19 protein-coding genes and 1 tRNA gene are annotated in these 19,680 nt (G+C 71.7%); 2 read left to right on the forward strand and 18 right to left on the reverse strand.

Features of this window, described 5'->3' with window-relative positions; translation table 11 throughout:
• Positions 1 to 56: 56 nt before the first annotated feature.
• Positions 57 to 653 (forward strand): hypothetical protein, encoded by a 597-nt coding sequence (locus tag ACH414_RS06015; protein WP_391769059.1) that lies wholly within the window; start codon positions 57 to 59, stop codon positions 651 to 653.
• 142 nt (positions 654 to 795) lie between these two features.
• On the opposite strand, the gene ACH414_RS06020 is transcribed toward ACH414_RS06015, so the two are convergent.
• The 8 genes from ACH414_RS06020 to ACH414_RS06055 form a co-directional block, all read right to left on the reverse strand.
• Positions 796 to 1,188, reverse strand: coding sequence for a GNAT family N-acetyltransferase (locus ACH414_RS06020; protein ID WP_382535302.1), 393 nt, complete (start codon positions 1,186 to 1,188; stop codon positions 796 to 798).
• On the reverse strand, positions 1,185 to 1,865 hold the full coding sequence (locus ACH414_RS06025) for a hypothetical protein (protein WP_382535305.1): 681 nt from the start codon (positions 1,863 to 1,865) through the stop codon (positions 1,185 to 1,187). Before ACH414_RS06025 ends, ACH414_RS06020 begins: the two co-directional genes overlap by 4 nt.
• A complete protein-coding gene (locus tag ACH414_RS06030) occupies positions 1,862 to 2,287 on the reverse strand; it encodes an acyl-CoA thioesterase (protein ID WP_382535307.1) in 426 nt (141 codons plus the stop codon). Before ACH414_RS06030 ends, ACH414_RS06025 begins: the two co-directional genes overlap by 4 nt.
• A 7-nt stretch (positions 2,288 to 2,294) precedes the next feature.
• Complete coding sequence (ettA, locus tag ACH414_RS06035) at positions 2,295 to 3,959, reverse strand: energy-dependent translational throttle protein EttA (RefSeq protein WP_382535309.1); 1,665 nt, start codon at positions 3,957 to 3,959, stop codon at positions 2,295 to 2,297.
• Between the two features lie 211 nt (positions 3,960 to 4,170).
• Entirely contained in the window at positions 4,171 to 5,574 is a 1,404-nt protein-coding gene (locus ACH414_RS06040; RefSeq protein WP_398940891.1) for a Cys-Gln thioester bond-forming surface protein, read from the reverse strand.
• A gap of 249 nt (positions 5,575 to 5,823) precedes the next feature.
• Entirely contained in the window at positions 5,824 to 6,363 is a 540-nt protein-coding gene (locus ACH414_RS06045) for a single-stranded DNA-binding protein (protein WP_398940893.1), read from the reverse strand.
• Between the two features lie 265 nt (positions 6,364 to 6,628).
• Positions 6,629 to 8,569 carry a GTPase gene (locus ACH414_RS06050; RefSeq protein WP_398940895.1) on the reverse strand — a complete coding sequence of 647 codons (1,941 nt, stop codon included), beginning with the start codon at positions 8,567 to 8,569 and terminating at the stop codon, positions 6,629 to 6,631.
• Positions 8,570 to 8,573: 4 nt separating this feature from the next.
• Complete coding sequence (locus tag ACH414_RS06055) at positions 8,574 to 10,217, reverse strand: dynamin family protein (protein WP_398940897.1); 1,644 nt, start codon at positions 10,215 to 10,217, stop codon at positions 8,574 to 8,576.
• A 304-nt stretch (positions 10,218 to 10,521) separates the two neighbouring features.
• On the opposite strand from ACH414_RS06055, the gene ACH414_RS06060 reads away from it, so the two are divergent.
• Positions 10,522 to 10,594: transfer RNA gene (locus ACH414_RS06060), tRNA-Arg, on the forward strand.
• Positions 10,595 to 10,761: 167 nt separating this feature from the next.
• Here the strand turns inward: ACH414_RS06060 and ACH414_RS06065 are convergent.
• The 10 genes from ACH414_RS06065 to ACH414_RS06110 form a co-directional block, all read right to left on the reverse strand.
• Positions 10,762 to 12,159: a tyrosine-type recombinase/integrase gene (locus tag ACH414_RS06065; RefSeq protein WP_398940898.1), complete on the reverse strand. Its 1,398-nt coding sequence runs from the start codon at positions 12,157 to 12,159 to the stop codon at positions 10,762 to 10,764.
• Positions 12,159 to 12,356: a helix-turn-helix transcriptional regulator gene (locus ACH414_RS06070; RefSeq protein WP_382535325.1), complete on the reverse strand. Its 198-nt coding sequence runs from the start codon at positions 12,354 to 12,356 to the stop codon at positions 12,159 to 12,161. The genes ACH414_RS06065 and ACH414_RS06070 overlap by 1 nt, the downstream gene beginning before the upstream one ends.
• A gap of 71 nt (positions 12,357 to 12,427) precedes the next feature.
• Positions 12,428 to 13,816: a phage/plasmid primase, P4 family gene (locus ACH414_RS06075; RefSeq protein ID WP_398940900.1), complete on the reverse strand. Its 1,389-nt coding sequence runs from the start codon at positions 13,814 to 13,816 to the stop codon at positions 12,428 to 12,430.
• The gene (locus ACH414_RS06080) at positions 13,813 to 14,154 is read right to left on the reverse strand and encodes a hypothetical protein (RefSeq protein WP_398940902.1); all 342 of its coding nucleotides are present in this window, start codon (positions 14,152 to 14,154) and stop codon (positions 13,813 to 13,815) included. The genes ACH414_RS06075 and ACH414_RS06080 overlap by 4 nt, the downstream gene beginning before the upstream one ends.
• Complete coding sequence (locus tag ACH414_RS06085; protein ID WP_398940903.1) at positions 14,151 to 15,068, reverse strand: bifunctional DNA primase/polymerase; 918 nt, start codon at positions 15,066 to 15,068, stop codon at positions 14,151 to 14,153. Before ACH414_RS06085 ends, ACH414_RS06080 begins: the two co-directional genes overlap by 4 nt.
• Positions 15,069 to 15,154: 86 nt before the next feature.
• Positions 15,155 to 15,820, reverse strand: coding sequence for a hypothetical protein (locus tag ACH414_RS06090; protein WP_398940904.1), 666 nt, complete (start codon positions 15,818 to 15,820; stop codon positions 15,155 to 15,157).
• A gap of 9 nt (positions 15,821 to 15,829) precedes the next feature.
• Positions 15,830 to 16,018, reverse strand: coding sequence for a hypothetical protein (locus ACH414_RS06095; RefSeq protein ID WP_398940906.1), 189 nt, complete (start codon positions 16,016 to 16,018; stop codon positions 15,830 to 15,832).
• A 160-nt stretch (positions 16,019 to 16,178) separates the two neighbouring features.
• Positions 16,179 to 16,487: an RRQRL motif-containing zinc-binding protein gene (locus ACH414_RS06100; RefSeq protein WP_391769048.1), complete on the reverse strand. Its 309-nt coding sequence runs from the start codon at positions 16,485 to 16,487 to the stop codon at positions 16,179 to 16,181.
• The gene (locus tag ACH414_RS06105) at positions 16,484 to 17,071 is read right to left on the reverse strand and encodes a hypothetical protein (protein ID WP_398940908.1); all 588 of its coding nucleotides are present in this window, start codon (positions 17,069 to 17,071) and stop codon (positions 16,484 to 16,486) included. The genes ACH414_RS06100 and ACH414_RS06105 overlap by 4 nt, the downstream gene beginning before the upstream one ends.
• 228 nt (positions 17,072 to 17,299) lie before the next feature.
• Positions 17,300 to 19,636 (reverse strand): FtsK/SpoIIIE domain-containing protein, encoded by a 2,337-nt coding sequence (locus ACH414_RS06110; RefSeq protein ID WP_398940910.1) that lies wholly within the window; start codon positions 19,634 to 19,636, stop codon positions 17,300 to 17,302.
• Between the last annotated feature and the right edge of the window lie 44 nt (positions 19,637 to 19,680).

Consider the following 19,680-nt stretch of genomic DNA (forward strand, 5'->3'; position numbering starts at 1 on the left):
GGCGCGCGTCCCCCTACCGGGGGACTCGTGAACGTCCCCCTGCCAGGGGGTGACTCGTGAGGAAGACCCTGTCGTACCCGGGCGCCGTGCTCGTACCCGTCGGCGCCGGACTCCTGCTGCACCTGTGGGCGGGCTGGAGCATGCACAGCCCCGTCCGCGTCCCGACCGTGGTGGCGCTGCTCGCCGGCCTCGCGCTGACCGCCGTCGCGCTCCTCGCCCACAACGCCCTCTTCCGCGAGGGCGGCAGCATCTTCGCGGCGCTGCTGCTCCTGGCGGGCCTGGGCTCGGTCTGGGTGGAGGCCCGCGACTCCCGGATCCGCGCCGAGGTCGTCGAGTGCCTGATCTCGGGCAGGGTGACGGTCACCCGGCACCCGACCTTCGGCGAGGGCGCCCCGGCCGAGAAGACGCTGTACCACCATCCGCTGAGCTGCCCGGGCGTCTATCCGACGCGCTTCACGGCCGAGCACCGGATCGGTGAGCAGGGGAAGACGGTGCGGATCGCGTACGACCCCGCGCACCGGATGGACCCGGTCCTGGAGAGCGAGAACGTGGCCCACGGCTCGCTCGTCCTGCCGTCGGTCCTGCTACTGCTCAGCGCGGCCCTGTCGGCGGTCGCGCTGGCGGCGGAGGGGCGGGAGGAGGACGAGGCGTAGGCCGGGGGGGGCGGGAGCCCCCGGGGTCCGCCGGCTCGTTCTAGGTGAGGCGTAGGCCGGGGGGGGGAGCCCCCGGGGTCCGCCGGCTCGTTCCAGGTGAGGCGTAGGCCGGGGGGGAGCCCCCGGGGTCCGCCGGCTCGTTCTAGGTGAGCGGCATGAGGCCGGCCGCGGTGGGCCGGAAGCCGCACTCCTCGTAGAAGCGGGCGAGGTGCGGCTCGAAGTCGACGTGCAGCCAGTGCGCTCCGCGCGCCCGCGCGGCATCGGCGGCGGCCCGCACGAGGGCGACCCCGAGTCCCTGGCGGCGTTCGTCGGGATGGACGGTGGTGTCGAGCACGAAGGCGTGCGCGCCGCCGTCGCCGACGACGTTCACGTAGCCGACGAGCCGCCCCGCGCGACGCGCGGTGACATGCAGCAGCCGCCGCGCGAGGACCGGCCCGAAGTCGGTGTCCCGGTGCCCGGGCCAGGAGGCGCGGAAGAGCTCGTTGAGCTCGGCGCCGGAGAGGTCGGCGTCGACGGCGAGGGCCGGCGGCGTCACCGCGGCCCGCGGCCCGGGGTGACGCTCAGGGACATCGGGGCGCTGCGCAGCGCGACCGAACCGTACGGGGTGCGGAGCCGGAGCCAGGGGCCCGCGGCGAGCAGGGCCACCGGGAGCTCGCGGTCGGGGAGGTCGGGCAGGAAGCCCAGCGACTGGGCCGCGTGCACGGCCCGCAGGGGGAGCCCCGCGGGGGCCAGCGTGCGGGACCAGATCTCGCGGCCGATGCGGTCGCGCTCGGCACGGGTGCGCCGCTCCTCGCCGAGGGCCTCGTCACGGGAGCGGAACTCGGCGACGGCCGCGGCGACCGCACCCCGCAGCTCGGCGACGGAGGGCAGCCCGGGGACGGCCTCCCAGCCGGAGCGGGGCGGCAGGACACCGGCCCAGGGCGGGCCGGTGACGGCGTCGGGGACGACCGCCTTGCCCGCCGACTCCTCGACGCCTTCGAGGAGTTCGCCCGCGGAGACCGTCACGTCCAGGTCGACGGCGTCGACCAGGTGCGCCGTGCGGATCGCGAGCACCTCGAACGACGGCGGCCGCCCGAACACGGCGAGCGCGCCGGCGCCGGCCTGGAGGCGGACGGCGGCGGCGCGGTCGTAGTGGAGCAGCCGGCGCAGGAAGGCGGCGAGGCCCGCCGCCTCCCTGGGGTCGGCGAAGTGCAGGGGCGCGATGACGGTCATGCGGCGGACGTCATCCCGTCGTCGACGTACTCCTGGAGGAACGCGCGCTCCTCCTCGGTGATCCGACGCGGCCGCTGCTCCTTCAGGTCGAAGGGCACGACCACGGTCGAGGCCCGTACGTACGTCACCTCCGGGTCCTTCACCTCGTAGGCGATCGTCAGCGACGCGGCGCCTATCTTCGTGACCCAGGACTCGATGGTCACCGGCTCGTGCCGGTGGACCAGCGGGCGTACGTAGTCGATCTCGTGCCGGGCCACGACGGACCCGCCGGAGAAGGACGGGCTCCCGTTCCCCGGCGCGAGCCGGAACATGAAGTCGATCCGCGCCTCTTCCAGGTACCGCAGGAAGACGACGTTGTTGACGTGCCCGAAGGCGTCCATGTCCGACCAGCGCAGGGGGCAGGAGTAGATGTGTCTCGCCATGGGTCGGTCAGCCCCGGGTGAGCTTCTTGTACGTGGCGCGGTGCGGACGGGTGGCGTCCGGGCCGAGCCGCTCGACCTTGTTCTTCTCGTAGGACTCGAAGTTGCCCTCGAACCAGAACCACTTGGACTCGCCCTCGTACGCCAGGATGTGCGTGGCGACTCGGTCGAGGAACCAGCGGTCGTGGGAGACGACCACGGCCGCACCGGGGAACTCCAGGAGGGCGTTCTCCAGCGAGGAGAGGGTCTCGACGTCGAGGTCGTTGGTGGGCTCGTCGAGGAGCAGCAGGTTGCCGCCCTGCTTGAGGGTGAGCGCGAGGTTCAGACGGTTGCGCTCACCGCCGGAGAGCACACCGGCGGGCTTCTGCTGGTCCGGGCCCTTGAAGCCGAACGCGGAGACGTACGCGCGGGACGGCATCTCGACCTGTCCGACGTTGATGTAGTCCAGCTCGTCGGAGACGACGGCCCACAGCGTCTTCTTGGGGTCGATGTTGGCGCGGGACTGGTCCACGTACGAGATCTTGACGGTCTCGCCGACCTTGATCTCGCCGGAGTCCGGCGTCTCCAGGCCCTGGATCATCTTGAAGAGCGTGGTCTTGCCGGCGCCGTTCGGGCCGATGACGCCGACGATGCCGTTACGGGGCAGGGTGAAGGAGAGGTCGTCGATGAGGACCTTGTCGCCGAAGGCCTTGGAGAGGTTGCTGACCTCGACGACGATCGAGCCCAGGCGCGGGCCCGGCGGGATCTGGATCTCCTCGAAGTCCAGCTTCCGCATCTTGTCGGCCTCGGCGGCCATCTCCTCGTAGCGCGCCAGACGCGCCTTGGACTTGGCCTGACGCCCCTTGGCGTTGGACCGCACCCACTCGAGCTCTTCCTTGAGGCGCTTGGCGCGCTTCTCGTCCTTCTTGCCCTCGACCTTGAGCCGCTCGGACTTCTTGGTGAGGTAGGTCGAGTAGTTGCCCTCGTAGGGGATGGCGCGACCGCGGTCGAGCTCGAGGATCCACTCGGCGACGTTGTCGAGGAAGTACCGGTCGTGGGTGATGGCCACGACGGTGCCCTTGTACTGGGCGAGGTGCTGCTCGAGCCAGTTCACCGACTCGGCGTCGAGGTGGTTGGTGGGCTCGTCGAGGAGCAGCAGGTCGGGCGCCTCGAGCAGCAGCTTGCAGAGGGCGACGCGGCGCTTCTCACCACCGGAGAGGTTGGTGACCGGCCAGTCGGCGGGCGGGCAGCCCAGCGCGTCCATGGCCTGCTCCAGCTGGGCGTCGAGGTCCCAGGCGTTGGCGTGGTCCAGGTCCTCCTGGAGCTTGCCCATCTCCTCCAGCAGCGCGTCCGAGTAGTCGGTCGCCATCTGCTCGGCGATCTCGTTGAAGCGGTTGAGCTTGCCCTTGACCTCGGCGACGCCGTCCTCGACGTTCTCCAGGACCGTCTTGGACTCGTCGAGCTTCGGCTCCTGCATGAGGATGCCGACCGAGTAGCCGGGCGCGAGGAACGCGTCACCGTTGGAGGGCTGCTCCAGACCGGCCATGATCTTGAGGACAGTGGACTTACCGGCACCGTTCGGGCCGACCACACCGATCTTCGCACCGGGCAGGAAGCTCAGCGTCACGTCATCGAGGATGACCTTGTCGCCGTGCGCCTTGCGCGTCTTGCGCATGGTGTAGATGTACTCAGCCAAGAGAAACCGTCCGGCAAGGAGTGAGTGGGCAGATACACACCATCTTGCCTGACCGAGCCCCGTCGGCGGAAACCAGTACCGCCGCACCGGGCTGACCTGCGCCTTCCCGGACGCCTCGGTGACCTCCCGCTCACCCTCCGTTCCTCCCGCTCCCCCGGGACAGCGAAACGGCCCCGCCGCGCGGTGCGCGACGGGGCCGTTCGCCTGGCTGCTACTGGCCGGCCGTCTTCTTCTTACGGAGGAAGAAGACCGCGCCGCCGCCGACCACGACGAGCGCGGCGGCGATGCCCGCGATCATCGGGGTGGCGCTGGAGCCACCGGTCTCGGCGAGGTCGCCGCCACCGGTGGTCGAGCCGGTGGTGGTGCCACCGGTGGCCGGGGACGTCGACGGCGAGGGGGTGCCGGAGGGGGTCTCGGACGGCTTCGGGCCGGGGGTGGCCGTCTTGCAGTCGAGGACGCCCTTGAACGTCTTCTTGAAGCCGTTCGGGCCCGTGATGGTGAAGTCGTAGGCCTCGTCCTCGGCGACCGGGATCGTCACCGTCTTGGACTCACCCGGGGCGATCTTGTACTGGACGCCCTTGATGTCGAAGGTCCAGTCCTCGTCACCCTCGTTGGAGGCGGTGATGTCGACGCCGCCCTTGGCGCAGTTCTTCTCGGCCGAGACGGCCGGGATGGCACCCTTCTTGGCCCAGGACGCGGACGCCTTGGCCGCAACGGTGGAGGTGCTGGTGCCGGCCAGGATCAGGGTCTGGCTCTTGACCTTGGTGGAGACGAAGGCACGGCCGATCGGGACCGTGGTGTCGGCCTTGACGCTCAGCTCGGCGGAGCCGTCAGGGGTACCGGCGGGCACGTCGAAGAAGACCTGGCCACCGTTGGTGACGTCGGTGACGACCTTGCCGTCCTTGTCGACGATCTTCACACCGGCCGGAGCGCCCGGGGCGAGGGAGACGACGGCCTTCTCGGCGTTGGTGCTGACCGTGATCGGGCCGAGGCGCTCGCCGACCTTGCCGGCGACGGAGGACGGCGCGAGGCTCAGGGAGGCCTTGGGCTCCTCGAGGTTCTGCGCCTCCTTCTCCAGGTACTCGGTCAGCTTCTTGGCCTCGGCGTCGACGGGCATGGCGTCGAGACCGTCGGAGAAGTGCCAGATCGCGGCCTGGGTGGCGGCTGCGGCCGTCTTCTTGGTGAGGCTCTTGGCACCCACCTTGTCGGCCAGCGCCCCGAGGTCGTTCACCTGCGGGTAGGAGTTCTGCAGGATCCAGCGGATCTTGCCGGCGTCCTTGTTGTTGTGCAGGGAGGAGGCATCCCAGCCGACCTCCTTGTACTCCTCGTCCTTGATCGCGTCCGTGCGGAAGTCGATGCAGTAGGTCTGGATCGACCCACCGGGCTTGACATCCATCTGGAAGAGACCGGCCGCGACGGGCCGGTCCTTGCCCGCGACGGTCACCCGGTCCCAGATGGTGAGGTCTCCGAGGGTCGCCGTGGCACCACCGGTGCCGTGCTCACCCCCGTCGGCCATCGCAGGACCCGCGATCGCTATGGACCCCGCCACGACGAGGCCGGAGACCAGAGTCGCGGCGGCAACGCGGGCGACGCCGCGCTTCCGTACAGAAAACATTGGAATTTCCCCTCCGGGCAGGCTGCTCCGCGTCATCGATCGATACGCGTGGGGGGAGCACCTGCCAGCAGACTCACTGACCCACTGGAAGCAAGCGCCTCATGAGTACTGGGAATCCTAGGTATGCGGAACCCCCGCGTTGCCCTTCGTGCGATCTGATAACCATACCGACTCGAAATCGTTATCAGCGCCGGGAAGTTGAGAATGAAACCGCTGGTCAAGGTATCGACATATCCCCACAACACAAGGTCAGGACGCGGTTACCAGACCAGCTGAGACCCCCTCAACCACGGGCTCCAGGGCGGCATCGAGCGCCGGTTCCAAGGCCGGGTCCACGGCCGGCTCGGGGGTTTGCCAGAGGTCGGCGGGGAGTGGTTGCGGAATGGGAGATTCCGGAAGACGGGGTTCGTCCAAGGAGAGTTCGGGGCTCTGCCGGGCGGTCCGCCGGAAGGCGGACGTGCCGCGGGTCAGGTCGTGGCCGACCGCCACCGCGTCCACGTCCACGAAGGTCCGCCGGCTCCCCTCGCGCTCCTCCTCGCGCACCTTCAACCGCCCGTGCACCACCAACGGCTCGCCCACCGACACCGAGGCCGCCACGTTGACCCCCAGCGAGCGCCACGCGGAGACCGAGTAGAAGCTCGTCGGACCGTCCGTCCACAGCGCCCGCTCCCGGTCCCAGCGGCGCGCCGTGACCGCGAATCGGAACCGGGCGACCCCGCCCGTCAGCGTCTCCCGGTACTCCACGTTGGTGGCCACGTTGCCGACCAGCGTCACCGTCGTCTCGTTCATGTCCCTGCCCCTCCCCTTCCGTTCGGCCGCGTTCCGGCCACGGAATCCATGCTGGCGGCGGACGGGGAAACCCGCTGACGCCTGTGGAGGAGGAAGGGGTTGTGGACAACTTCGTCACTCTTGAGAGTGTTTGCCGGGTCGTTCGCCGGTGGTTCGCCGGTGTGCCGGATGGCTCGCCCGCTGGTTCGTCCGGGCGTTCGCGCTTCTCGCGGGCGCCCCGGCCATCGCGGTGACGGCGGCCATCGGGGCCATCCCGGCGATCGCGCTACCGCACCCGCGTAACCCCCGCCCTCCGCGTCGGCCCCAGCCGCGTCCCGCCGATCCTGCTCGCCACCCGCGTCGCGCCCGAGGCCGTCACGTACTGCTCCCGCACCTCCCGGTAACGCATCAGCTCCGCCGCGATCGGGTCGAGGACCCGGGCCCGGCCGCACGCGGCCGCCGCCTCGCGCAGGCGGCGCTCCGCCTCCTGCCCGTACCGCCGCGCCGGGCCCCGTACCGCCGCCGCGCAGGCCCACTCCACCAGCGGGCCGCCGACGATCCCCGCGATCATGATCAGCACCGGCGGCCACAGCAACGGCTCCACGACGCCGACGATCTGCGCCACCAGCCACAGCGCGCCGAAGATCTGCAGGAAGGTCATCACCATCTGCACCAGGACCGCGGCCGGCCACCAGGCGGGGCGCGGCGGGCGGGCCGCCGGGTCGCCCAGGGAGACGGTCAGTTCGTCCAGCGCCTCCGGCAGGCCGTCCGCGCCCCGCAGCGCCGCCTCGCGCACCGCCTGCGCCCACGGCCCCGGCAGCCCGCGGGCGGCCTCGTCGGAGACGATCCGCACGGCCTGTTCCACGCGCTGGCGCGCCGTCAGCTCGTCCTCGACCGGGTTCTCCAGGCGCGGGTCGGTGCTGCCGTGCGCGCGGACCCGCTCGTACCAGCGGTACAGCCGCAGCCACGGGGTGCCGCAGGCGCGGATGGCCCCGCGCCGCCAGACGCGTTCGGCCGCCTCGCCCGCGGCCTGGGCCCCCACGGCGAGGGCCAGGCGGTCGGCGAACTCCTCCCGGGCCCGCTCGCCCAGACCGGGCCGCCCGTCCGCCACGTACACCGGGCGCAGCCGGGCCGCCGCGGCGTCCACGTCGGCGGACAGGCGCCGCTCGGGCGCGCTGCGTTCCTGCACGAACCGGCCGAGGAGCTCGCGCAGTTCCGGCACGCCCTCCCCGGTGAGCGCGGACAGGGACATGACGGTCGCGCCGGGCTCGCCGTGCTCGCCGAGCGCCATGCCGTCCTCGTCGAGGAGCCGGCGCAGGTCGTCGAGGACGAGGTCGGCGGCCTCGGTGCCGAGCCGGTCGATCTGGTTGAGCACGACGAAGGTGATCTCGGCGTGCCCGGCGAGCGGACGCAGATAACGCTCGTGCAGGGCGGCGTCCGCGTACTTCTCCGGGTCCACCACCCAGATCACCGCGTCCACCAGGCCTAGCAGCCGGTCCACCTGGTCGCGGTGGGCGGTGACGGCCGAGTCGTGGTCGGGCAGGTCGATGAGGACGAGGCCCTGGAGATCGGTGTCGGCCGCCCCGCCCGCGAGGGGCCTGCGCCGCAGCCGACCGGGGATGCCGAGCCGGTCGAGGAGGCCCGCGGCGCCCTCCGACCAGCTGAGCGCGATCGGGGCGGAGGTGGTGGGGCGGCGCAGTCCGGTGTCGGAGACGGGGACGCCGGCGAGGGCGTTGAAGAGGGTGGACTTGCCGCTGCCGGTCGCCCCGGCGATGGCGACGACCGTGTGCCGCGCGGAGAGCCGCTGCCGGGCGGCGGCCTCGTCGAGGACCCGGCCCGCCTCGGCGAGGGCCCCGTTCTCGACGCGGGTGCGGGAGAGGCCGACGAGCTCGTGGAGGGCGTCAAGACGGCTGCGCAGGGCGCCGCTGTAGGCACCGCCGAGCGGCGGCAGCCCGTCCTCGTCGCCCCCCTCGTCCCCGTCCGCCCCGTCGCCCGCGTCGGCCGCGGCACCGGCTCGGCCCTCCTGAGCGGGCGCGGCCCGTTCGGCGGCCCGGCGCGCGATCAGACCGTCGTCCCAGCGTCGCTCGGGGGCGGGAGGAGGGGTGGGGGCCCGGCCCGGGCCGGGGGCGGCGGCGCGCTTTGCGGTGGGGGCGGAGCCGTCGTCCCCTCCCCCGCTCTTCCCCCCACCCGCCGCGCCGCCCACCACGTCGCTCACTGCGTCACTCACTGCGTCACTTCTCCTTCTGCAGTACGGAGAGCGCGGCGATCAGCTCGGCCTGCGGCTCGGGGGTCACGTCGAGGGCGTCGAGGGGCGCGAGACGCCGGTCGCGTTCGGTGTCCAGGGCACGGTCGACGGCCGTACGGAGCAGCTCGCCGCCCTTGTCGCGCAGGAGCAGGGCACCCTGGGCGCCGAGGAGTTCGGCGAGCCGGTCGCCCGCGGCGCGGGTGCGGCGGCCGCCGAGGAGGACGGCGGCGAGCAGGGCGGTGAGGGTCTCGGTGTCGGGCGCGGCGGCGGTGGCCTTGCGCCCCCGGCCGGAGCCGCGGGAGGCGGCGGGGCGTTCCATGCCCCGTACCTCCTCCTCGACCATCTCCTCCAGTACGCGACGCCAGCGCCGTACGGTCATCGCGATCCGTTCGCCCGCGTCCTTGCCGGGACCGGTGCGGTCGCCGGGGGCGAGGGCGCCGGCGGCGGGTTCGCGGTGCCAGGCGTCCCGTACCCGCTCGTCGGCGGCGGCGACGGCGCACTGGACGAGCGCGGCGAGGGATTCGACGAGGGCGTCGAGGAGCTCCTCCGCCGTGCTGTCCCGGGGGTAGCCGCGCCAGCGCGTACGGGCGTCCCCGGCGAGGACCGCGCCGCGGCGGACCTGCTCGCGGACCCGTTGCCCCTGCTCGGCGTACGCGCTCTCGACGGCGCCGCCGAGCCGTACGGCGGCGGCGTACTGGGCGGCGACGGCGCCGGCCAGCTCGGGCATGCGGGTGTCGAGCGAGTCGATGACGCCGGCGGCGGTGCGGCCGACGGCCTGCTGGCGGGCGGCCGGGTCCTGGACGCACTGGGTGAGCCAGCCGCGCAGCGGGGCGACGGCGGTGTCGGGCAGCAGCCCGCTGCCGCCGCCCGCGGACTCGGGCAGCTCCGGGATGGTGAACCGGGGCAGGTCGCCGAGGCCGGCCTTGTCGAGCAGGGCCTCGTACTGGCGGGAGACCTCGCCGATGACCTGATGGGGGACGCGGTCGAGGACGGTGACGAGCGTGGCGTCGTACTCCTTTGCGGTACGGAGCAGGTGCCAGGGGACGGCGTCGGCGTACCGGGAGGCGGTGGTGACCATGACCCAGATGTCGGCGGCGCAGATCAACTCGGCGGCGAGGAGCCGGTTCTCGACGACGAGGGAGTCGATGTCGGGGGCGTCGAGGAGGGCGAGTCCGCGGGGCAGGGTGGCGGCGGTCTCGACGCGCAGGGAGTTCTCCTCCTCGGGCTCCTCGGCGGCGTTCGGCTGCTCGTCCTCGTGCTGGGGCAGCCAGACGCGGGTGAGCTGGGGCAGTACGCGCATGCCGGCGAACCAGTGGTGGTCCTCGGGGTGGCAGACCAGGACGGGGGTGCGGGTGGTCGGCCTGAGCACCCCGGCATCGCTGACCCGGCGCCCGACCAGGGAGTTGACGAGGGTGGACTTCCCGGCGCCGGTCGACCCGCCGACGACCGCGAGGAGGGGGGCGTCGGGATCTCTGAGACGGGGCACCAAGTAGTCGTCGAGCTGGGCGAGCAGCTCGGCTCTGGTCTGGCGGGCCCGGGGGGCGCCCGGGAGCGGGAGGGGGAGACGCACGGCGGCGACACGGTCGCGCAGGGCGGAGAGTGCGTCGATCAGCTGAGGCCGTTCGTCCAAGGTCACCACATGTGAAGAATGCCCAATTTGGGAGGCTTTTTGAAGCGTATAGGGGCCCTGCGCGCCGACCGAACGGATGTAGCCGGGGACCTCAGGCATAACGAGTGCACAACACCCGGCCCCAGTGGCGCGAAAAGCGCTGCGCGAATCGCACCTGCCTGCGATTATCGGACCGCTTCACCGAACCTCCACATCGTGGCACGCAGGTGAAGCAACCGGGCCAGGGGGATCGGAGCCCTATCCTTGTCCCGTCAGGCCCCACCCGCCCCACCCGCGGACCCCGGCCACCACCGGGCCCCCGCCGGCCCCCGTAGCTCAGCGGATAGAGCAGGTGCCTTCTAAGCACTTGGCCGCAGGTTCGAGTCCTGCCGGGGGCGCACGACGAAGACCCTCCCATTGGGAGGGTCTTTTTGCTGGTCAGGGGTGGTTTTCGGAGACCGAGGCGGAGCCGGATACGCCCCCTGGCAGGCAGCGGACGTATCCGGCTGGATCCGGCTCATCCCGCGTTTCTGCGGGTGGCCTCGGTGAATACGCGGTGGAGTTTTCAGATCCCCGCCGCCGGGTCGGGCAGCTCCCCCGCTCCTTCGATCCGCTGCTTCAGGTCCTCCAGCTGTCCGTCGATGCACCGGGCATAAGTGGCCAGCAGGACCGGGACACTGTTGCCCGCCCATTCGGCCACGGTCGCGGGCGGGACACCGGCGTTCAGCCAGTTCGTCAGGCAGGTGTGCCGGAGGTCGTACACGCGCCTGCCGAGCGGGGTGCCGAACTCATACGGCGTGAGCACTTCCTTCCGGGCGCGCCGCCAGGCTCGCCGGATCACGGACCCGGCGAGATCCCCGCCCTTCTCCCCCTGCATCAGGAGGTCACCGGGCTTCAGCCCCTCCTTCTCGATGTGGGCCCGGAGGATGCGCGTCAGGGCAGGACGGCAAGGCACCGTGCGGGTGTCGTCGGCGGCCCTTCCCTTGAGCCCCCGCTGCTCACGCACCTCCCCGGTGTTCGTCCACTGCTTACCGACCTCGGGGTGGGCGGTGTGGAGCAGCAGCTCGCCCCACTGGTCGTCGGCGTCTGCGTCGGGCAGGCGAACGTCGCCGACGTCGATCGCCACGACCTCCTCGGGTCGGGCGCCGGCGTAGTACATCGCGGCGAAGAAGGTGTGCAGCCGCCGGCCGCCCCTCGGCCGTGCGTAGACCCAGCCGAGCAGCTTGGCGGCCTGCTCCGTGTTGAGCAGGGAGCGCTTGTCGACGGCCGAGGAGGTTTTGGACGCGGCGGCGCTGGCGCCCTTCCCCTTCGGGAGCGGGTTCTCCTTGAGCACCTTCTTCTTAATGGCGTGCTCGATGAGGACGTTCAGGACCCGCTTGGTGCGCCGTGCCGTGCTGGCGGCCACGGGGGTCCCGTCCAGCTTCGTCCCGGCGGCCCGCAGCACCGTCTCCACGGCGCCCTCATCCTCCCAGGCCGCCATGGTGAGCGAGTTCCGCTCCACCCACCGCAGGATCACGGCGACTTCCGGCGGGGCCTGGTCACGCCGCAGGGTGTTGAAGGCGTACTCACGGAGGGCTCGGCGCACATCGACGCCCTTGAACATGGTGGGCTGGGATCGGAGCAGAGCGATCGTGATGGGCGTGAGCGCCTTCGCCACGTTCCGCCGGTTGTTCGCGGAGGTCCGTGCCCAGAGCTGGTCCACGAACTGGATCGCGAAGTCGTACCACGTCACGCCGGCCGCCTGGGAGATGTGCGAGACCGGGAGGCCGGTGGCGAGACTGAACGCCTCCCCCTTGCGCGCCGCGGACACCAGCCCAGCGCGGAAGGACTCGGCGAGGGCCGCCGTGACGAACGTCTGGCGGTGCTCCCGGCCGTTCAACTCCCAGCGCACGGTGTAGGTGGTCTTCCGCTTGCCCACGTTGACGCCGGTCTTCCAGAACTTCACGTTGTACGTCGTGTCCATCAAGCAGCGTCCTCGTGCTCGCTCAGCCAGTTCTCCAGGTCGACCCGACGCACGCGGATGGCGCCGTTCGGGAGCTTGATGCAGCGGGGAGCGCGCCGCTTCAGGCGCCAGTCGTAGAAGGTGGAGCTGCTGATGCCGAGCTCCTCGCAGAGCTCGGGGACGGTGAGCATCGCGCGGGTCTTGGGCGTGCTGGCCATCTAGTGCCCTCCTCGGGCGAAAAAGTTGGAGTGACATTGCGATGAGTCGCGACTCAAGCGACTCAAGCCGCTCAGGAAGTCGGGTTGAGTGCGATTCCGGCGTATTTGGCCACCTGGCGGCCATAGGCGTCGCGGGGCCGGGTGCGGTGGAGCTGAGGGACGACGGAGAGCAGGTTCCGGCCGAAGAGCTGCTTGCTCCCGAGGGCCTTTACGCCGTTGTCCTCGGCCCACTCGCGCCAGGCGGTCCACAGGACGTCCACGGAGACTTCGAGTGAAGAGCCGGTGGTGCAGCGCTCGCGGACGAACGCGGAGGTGGGTGAGGCGGTGTCCTGCATCATCGTGACGGCGTCCTGCGAGGAGGCGGGCTCGGTGATCCGGCCGGTGCATTCCAGGCGGGCCAGGCCGTCAAGGGCCCAGTTGATGATGCCCGGCATTTCGGCGGCGAGCTTGCCGGTCAGGCCGGTGTCCTCCTTGCCGAGCCAGGAGACGGTCATGTTGAGGACGATGAACCGGCGAGCAATGACGCCGGAGGAATCTCCGAAGTTCGGCAGCTCGTTGGTGAGGACCATCAGCCGGGTCGGCAACTTCCCGGTCCAGGGCTCGCGGTACTTGCGGTCAATGTCGATGGTGTCCTCGCCGGAGATGGTGAGCAGCCGCTCCACAACCTGACCGCCGTCGCCGGACAGGCGGGCGTCGGAGATGACGGCGAGCGGTTTGCCGACGAGGGTGGAGAGCCCGAAGTTCGTGCCCAGGCCGGCGAGCGTGGGGCCGGCAAGGTTCTCCTTGCCGACCAGTTCCTTCAGGATCCGAGCGATGGTGCCCTTCCCGGACCGGGAGGGGCCCTTCATGAGCAAGATCTTCTGCTGGTCGGTCCGGCCGGAGAGCACGTAGCCGAACCACTCCTGAACGGCGGCGATGGACTCGGGATCGTCCGGCCAGATCCCGTTGAGGAACGCCTCCCAGGCGGGGGCAGTCGCGGCAGGGTCGTAGTCGTACGGGACAGAGACGAGGTTGAAGAAGCTGGGAGTGTGCGGCAGCAGCTTCCGGTCCCGGATCCGCAGAAGCCCGTTGCGGCAGGCGACGATCGGGCTGGCGTCGTGCTTGCCGCTTTCGCCGTCGATCCAGGCCGGAGCGTCGGTGTCGGTGGGGAGGAAGGTGATAGCGCTCAGGGCGTCGAGCAGGTTGCTGATCTTCGTCTTCGTCGGCGCCCACTGCCGCACCTCGGGCTCGCCGTTCTTGTCGAGGCCAGCGCTGAACGTGGCGTGCTCCAGGCGCTTATAGAGCCCGGCGCGCATCTGCTGCTCGTCGTACTCCCGCCAGCAGGTCCCGGTCCACCGCATCCAGGACCCGCGCCAGCGCCTCAGCCGCAGGTGCCCGTCCTCGGTGTGCCAGCCAGGCACGAGCTTCCGTGCGACGGCCATCGGGTTGGAAGGTGAGGGCAGCTCCAGGGTGCCTGTCATGTGGCTTCCTTCCTCTCGGCCAGGAGCGGGCACTGGGAACGGTGCTGGGCGTGGTCGGCGGCGAGGCGCTCGATCTGCCGGTGCCCGAACGCCTTCAGGTCCCGGCCGCAGGAACACCACGAGTGCGCCGTCGGCAGGCCGCCGCGGCTGGCCCCACCGATGTGGAGCATCCCGACGATCCGTGGCTCGGCCGTCAGGTGCGGGTCAGAGCTAGAAGGGACGCCTTCGGCGACAGCCTTCGGAGCGCCCACGGCCTGCCGGGACGCGGCCTGTTCGGCGGCCTCGGGAGCGCGGAGGCCGAACAGGCTCTTAGAGGAGAGGGGGGTGTGGTTGGTCATGCCGCGCTCCGGCCGGCGGAGGGGTTGTGGGCGATCGACCAGTCCAGCCCACGGGCGATGACGTCGTCGTAGTACCGCTGCCGCTCGGTCGCGTTCCCCGCCACCGCGCTACTAAGAGCCTGCTCAACCTCCACCCTGCCCAGGTCGCCAGACGCGATCAGCCGCCCCAGCGCCCTCGCGGCCCTGAGCAGCGTGGTGTTGCGGGTCCCGTCCGCCGCGCGGGCGACGTTCTCAACCTCATTGCGCAGCGCCGCCAGGGCGTAGCGGGACCCCTTCACGGTCCGGGGCATCGGCACATCCCGGGTGGGCTTGGGCGAGGCCGTGAGCGCGTCCAGGAGCCAACCGGGCAGAGCGACGGGAGCGATGCTGTCCAGGACGGCGTAGGCGCCGTCCAGGGTGGTGCTGCCGGGGGCGACGACGTACCCGCCCCAGCCGCGGGTGTCGATGTGCTTGCCGAGCCGCCCGGCGGTGTTGCCGAGCCGGACGCCGTCGGGCTGGGTGAAGTACAGGTGCTGCCCGCCACGGGCGGTCCGCACCCGGTAGGTGGCGGGGACGGCCTGCCCGGCGCGCTCGCAGAGCGCCTCAAAGGCAGTCACGCCGTCAGGCGTTCCTTCTTCGTCTGTGGGCTTGAGGGTGTCGAGGTCGACGACGAGCAGCCCGGACGGGCCCGTCGCCAGGCCGATGTTGTACGGAGCGTGCTTCCAAGCGGCGGCGAGCAGCGCGGGGTCGGTGGTGGCGCGCTGCTCGGGCGTGCGGTGCCCGGTGGCACAGCGTCCGGTCCGGGGGCAGCGGGCCTGAGCGTGGCCGGCGGGCCGCTTGTCGCGGGGGCGGAGCGGGAAGACGTGCCACCCGCGCTCGGCCGCCGCGACGGCGTGCGCGAGGAGGTCTCGCCGGTTGGGGGTGGGTTGGGTCATGCTAGGTGTCTCCAGTTCTGTAGAAGGTGCTGGTAGACGAGGGCAGCCCCGGTTCTTGGCGGAATGGGGGGCCGCCCTCGGCGTAGCTAGCGGCTGGTGTGGCGGGCGCGGGCGCCGAGCAAGGCGTAGTGGAGGGCGGATTCGGCGAGGACGCCGTAGACGTGCGCGGCGTCCGCCATGCCCTGGCCCTCGGCGTACGCCGCGTGCATCTCGTTCGCCTGCTGGTCGCTCAGGTACGGCTCGTCGTCGAGGGCGGAGGCGTACTCGGCGGCGGAGTCGCAGGCCCACCACCGCAGACGGGCCTCTTCGAGCTTGGCGTTGTCGCACCAGCGCTCCAGGCCCGTGATTTGCGGCGGGATGGGGGCGAGCTCGCTGGGAAGGGTCAGGTGTCCCTCGGCAGTGAGGCCGAGTTCGACGCGGGGCGGCTCCTGGTTGTCGAGGACGCGCAGGATGGCCCAGGCGGTGCCGTAGGCGTAGCTGAGCGCGGCGTCGGTGTAGAGGCGCTCCATGCGGTCCTGGCACTCCTGGAGCGTCTTGCCGATGCCCATGACGGCGCGGTCGTGGGGCCGGGGCGGGGTGAACAGGCCGGGGACGATGATCTCGCCGTCGAGGAGCCGGACGCGGTCGAGGTCGTACTGGGCGGCGGCTGCTTTGGCGGCCTGGTGGGCGGTGCGGGTCTCGCGAGCGGCGGCGCCGAGCGCGAAGACGCTGTCGGTGAGGGATTCGAACCAGGGCAGGGTCTTGCGGGTCATGGAGGCTCCTCAGAGGTTGGGGATGGCGTCGAGGACGGCGTTGGCGAGCTGGTTGATGGGTCCGGCGGCGCCGGTGGAGGCGAGGAAGAAGCCGAACGTGGCGGCGATGAACGCGGAGCCGTAGCCGAGGGTGTTGGAGCGAAGGAGGAAGAACAGGACGAGTCCGAACAGGGCGACGAGCGAGACGGTTATGGCCATGTCGAAACTTCCTTGATCAGTGGGGGCGGGGGGGCTGGGTAGGCTGCGTGGGCCCTGGGTGCTTGCAAGCTCGGGGACATGGACCGGCGGCCGTGCTGGCGAGCCCTTGCCTGAAGCGAGGCCGCCGCTAGGCGGGCGGCCGCTGATTCCACGAGCTCTCTCAACCGATGCCGGCGCAGTCGGGGCAGGTGCCGAGCGAGGTCGGGATGCAGTAGCCGCGATCGAGGCGGCAGTCGGGGCACGTGCGGCGGGCGCGCATCATCGCCTCATGGGAGCGCCACCGACCGGGGGTCATCGGCCTTTTAGGCAGGGCGAGTTGGGCGTCGTAGAGGTAGGCGAGTTGCCAGCCGTGGCGCCAGTAGCGGATCTGGGCGACCGGGTCGTGCCCGCCAGGGCGGAGTCCTGCCGCGCGGAGCTGGCGGCGGGTCATGAGACCGGCCGGGGCGAGGTTCTTCCGGTACGTGTTCACCGGCCCTGCTGGCGCGCGGCATTGGCGGCGGTGCGGACGAGCGTGAGGACCTCCTCGCGGGTGCGGTGCGGGGCGTCGTTCCAGCGGTGGTAGGGCTCGGTGATCCGGCTCTGGGCGAGGACGGCCTGGAGGCGGTGGCTGGCAGCGAGGGCAGTGGTCTCGTCGCCGTAGCCGAGGCGGAACAGGACGGCCTGGGCGCCGAGGATGCAGCGGCGGCCCGACGTCGAGCGGAGCGCGCCGTGGTGCCAGCCGTAGCGCTCGATGACGAGCGCGGTGAGCTCCAGGTGCTCGGCGACGCTGATGCGCCGGCCGCCGCCGTGGAGCTGGCGCAGCAACGGGAAGTCGAGGACCCAGTCGGGCAGGAGGCGCAGAGCGCGGGCCGGGGCGGTGAGGACCGGCGCGGCCGGGGCGAGGGTGCTGAGGGCTTCGGCGACGAGTTCGGCGGTGGTCTTGGTGAGGAGCGGGTGGGCGGTGGTGCGGGTCCGGGCGATGAGGTACTGCTCGATCTCGCGGACCAGGAGGGCGGCTTCGTCGGCGAGTTCGGGGGCCGGGTTGGCGGGGGCGGTGAGGGTCTGGGCGTTCACGGTGCCTGACTCCTTATGTACCGGTTTGAGCTAAGACGAAGACCCGGACGGAGCCCGGACGGCTCCGCGTTCTCGCAGGTCAGAGGGTTGGGCGACTCGGACAGATCGAGGCCCGACCCGGACGCGAATGCCCGGGTCGGGATGTCCGGCGGCCGGGTCGGAGCCCGGTCCACCAGGGGGCATTCCGGGTCAATCCGGGCGCCGGTCCGGGTGGCGTCCGGGTCGGAATCAGGCGGTAAGTCCGAATCGGCCAGTGGCGGCGGCCTCGACGCGGGCGAGCGGGTAGCCCGCGACGCGGGAACCCTTCTCGCCCCAGGGGCGCTTGGCCTTCTCCTCGTCGGTGCGGACGATGAGCGCGCCGAGCTTCTCGGCGGTGACCTGGTGGCCGGCGGCCTTGAGCCGGTCGAGGAGGAGCTGGCCGGGCAGCCACTCGGCCGGGCCCTCGTCCGTGCCGTGGGCGGTGAAGACGTCCAGCACCTGGGCGATGATCTGCGCGTCCTCGTCGCCCTGGGCGCGGAGCTGGTCGGCGAGCGACATGGGGGCGTTGGGCAGGGTTCCGGCCTGGCGGCGCCACTCGGTCGCGCGCTCCAGGAGCACGGCGACCTGCTCGTCGGTGTAGTAGTCGGCGCGGACCATGACCGGGTTGGTGCCCTCTGCCCACAGGTAGCCGGCGCCCCGCATCTCGGCCTGGATGGTCTTGGCCGAGTAGCCGGACGCGGCGGCGCCCTTGCCGAGGATCGTGTCGGACGCCTCGGGGGTGGTGCAGCGCAGTGCCCACCGGATGGACAGCAGGTCGCGCAGCGAGGTGTCGACGACGTCGGAGCCGGGCTTCTGGGTGGCGCAGAACGTCACGATCCCGGCCGCCCGGCCTCGCGAGACGAGGTTGCGCAGCGCCTTGGTGATCTTCTTCCCGTATTCCTCGTCGGTCGTGTAGAACATCAGCTCGTCGACCCACAGCAGGAGCTGGCTCAGCTCCGGGTGCTGGTTGGCGAGTTCCTCGGTGACCTTCCGCTTGCCGAGCTTCTTCAGCAGGGCGTAGCGGCGCTTCATGTCCCGGATGAGGTCCTGCAGCATGCCGTAGAACGCCTCGGGGTCGGCGTCGCCCTCGAAGGCCTCGCACAGCGCCTCGAAGGGCTCCAGGTCGCCGCCGCCCTTGCCGTCGGCGAGCCAGAGGATGACGCGCGGGTCGAGCGCCGCATCGAGCAGGATCGTGTTGCCCGAGGCCGACTTGCCCGCGCCGGGCTCGCCGCCGACGAGGCCGGAGCGCTCGACGACCGAGATCGAGACGGGCAGGCCCCGCACGTCCGGGCCGATGGAGATGGGGCCCCAGAAGTTGGCGGGCTTCTCCAGGTCGAGGAGGGGGCCGGGCTTGGGCTTGTCGGTGAACGGAAGGTCGCGGGAGACGTAGAGCTCAATGCGGCCGGCGCGGCCCTTCTTCGTGATGGAGACCTGGGCCTCCTCGACACCGAAGGCGGCGGCGAGTTCGTCGGTCGCGCGGATCGCGCGCTTGGCCGGCACCCCGGGCGGCAGGTCGAGGACGGCGGTCCAGGCGCCGCGGTTGTCGAGCATCGGCATCTGCACGACGCCGAGCGTCTCCTCCGCCCCGATCACCTTCGCCGCGCGGAAGGTCTGGTCGAGCATCGGCGCGGTCATCCGGTCGCCGTCACCGAGGGAACGCCACTCGGTGGTCCAGTTCTCCTCCTCGTCGTACGGCGTGCGGCCGACGAACGCGCCCCCGGCAAAAGTGGCGAACAGGCCAGCGACCAGCCCGAGCGTGCCACCCATGACGTAGGCGCCGCCGATTCCGGCGAGCGGCGGGCCGTAGACGACGCCCGCGCGGAGGTTGCGGGCGCGGTTGCGGTCCTTCTTCGCCTTCTTGTGCAGGAGCACGGCCTCCTCTGCGGCCTTCGTCGCCTTCTCCGCCGCCTTCATCGCCAGCTCCTTCTTCGCCCCGAGGATGCGCGGGGTGAAGCGGGCGTGGCGGGCGGCGAGGCGGGCCTCGCGGGTCAGGACGTGCGCGGTGTGCGCCGCGCTCTGGACGCGGACGCCCTCGAAGCCGACGACCCACTCGTGGCTGCGGCGCACGCCGCGGCCGAACTGGCGGATGTGGCCCTTGTCGGTGCGCTGGCGGCGGACCCAGCGGCGGAAGTCCCGCCGGCGGGCCCGGTAGAACACCCCGGACCATGCGGCCCAGCCCTCGGGCGTCTTCATCCAGGCCGGGATGAGCGGGGCGTCGGCGAAGTCGTCCAGGTCGACCTTCGCGACCACCTTCGACTCCGGCGTGGCCGGGGCGGCAGTCTTGTCGAGGATGACCCGGGCGGTCTCCAGGACCACCGTCCGGTCCTCCGGTCCGATGGCCGGCGGCTGGGTCGGCATGGGCGGGACGACGACCGGCTGCGGCGCGGCCGCCGCGGCGGGCTGCTGGCCCTGGTCGTCGAGGTCCTCGGTTCCGTCGTCCCAGACGTACTCGCTGCTGGCGGCCGGGGTGGTGGGGCGCAGGAAGGTGACGGTCGCGATCGTCGGCTCGGCGGGCGGGGTGGAGGGGGCGTGCGTGTGCTCGGTCATGCTTGCTGTGCCTCCTGGTGAGGTAGCGGGGCCCGGCCGGTGCT

Source organism: Streptomyces sp. NPDC020422 (assembly GCF_044386705.1).
GTDB lineage: Bacteria > Actinomycetota > Actinomycetes > Streptomycetales > Streptomycetaceae > Streptomyces.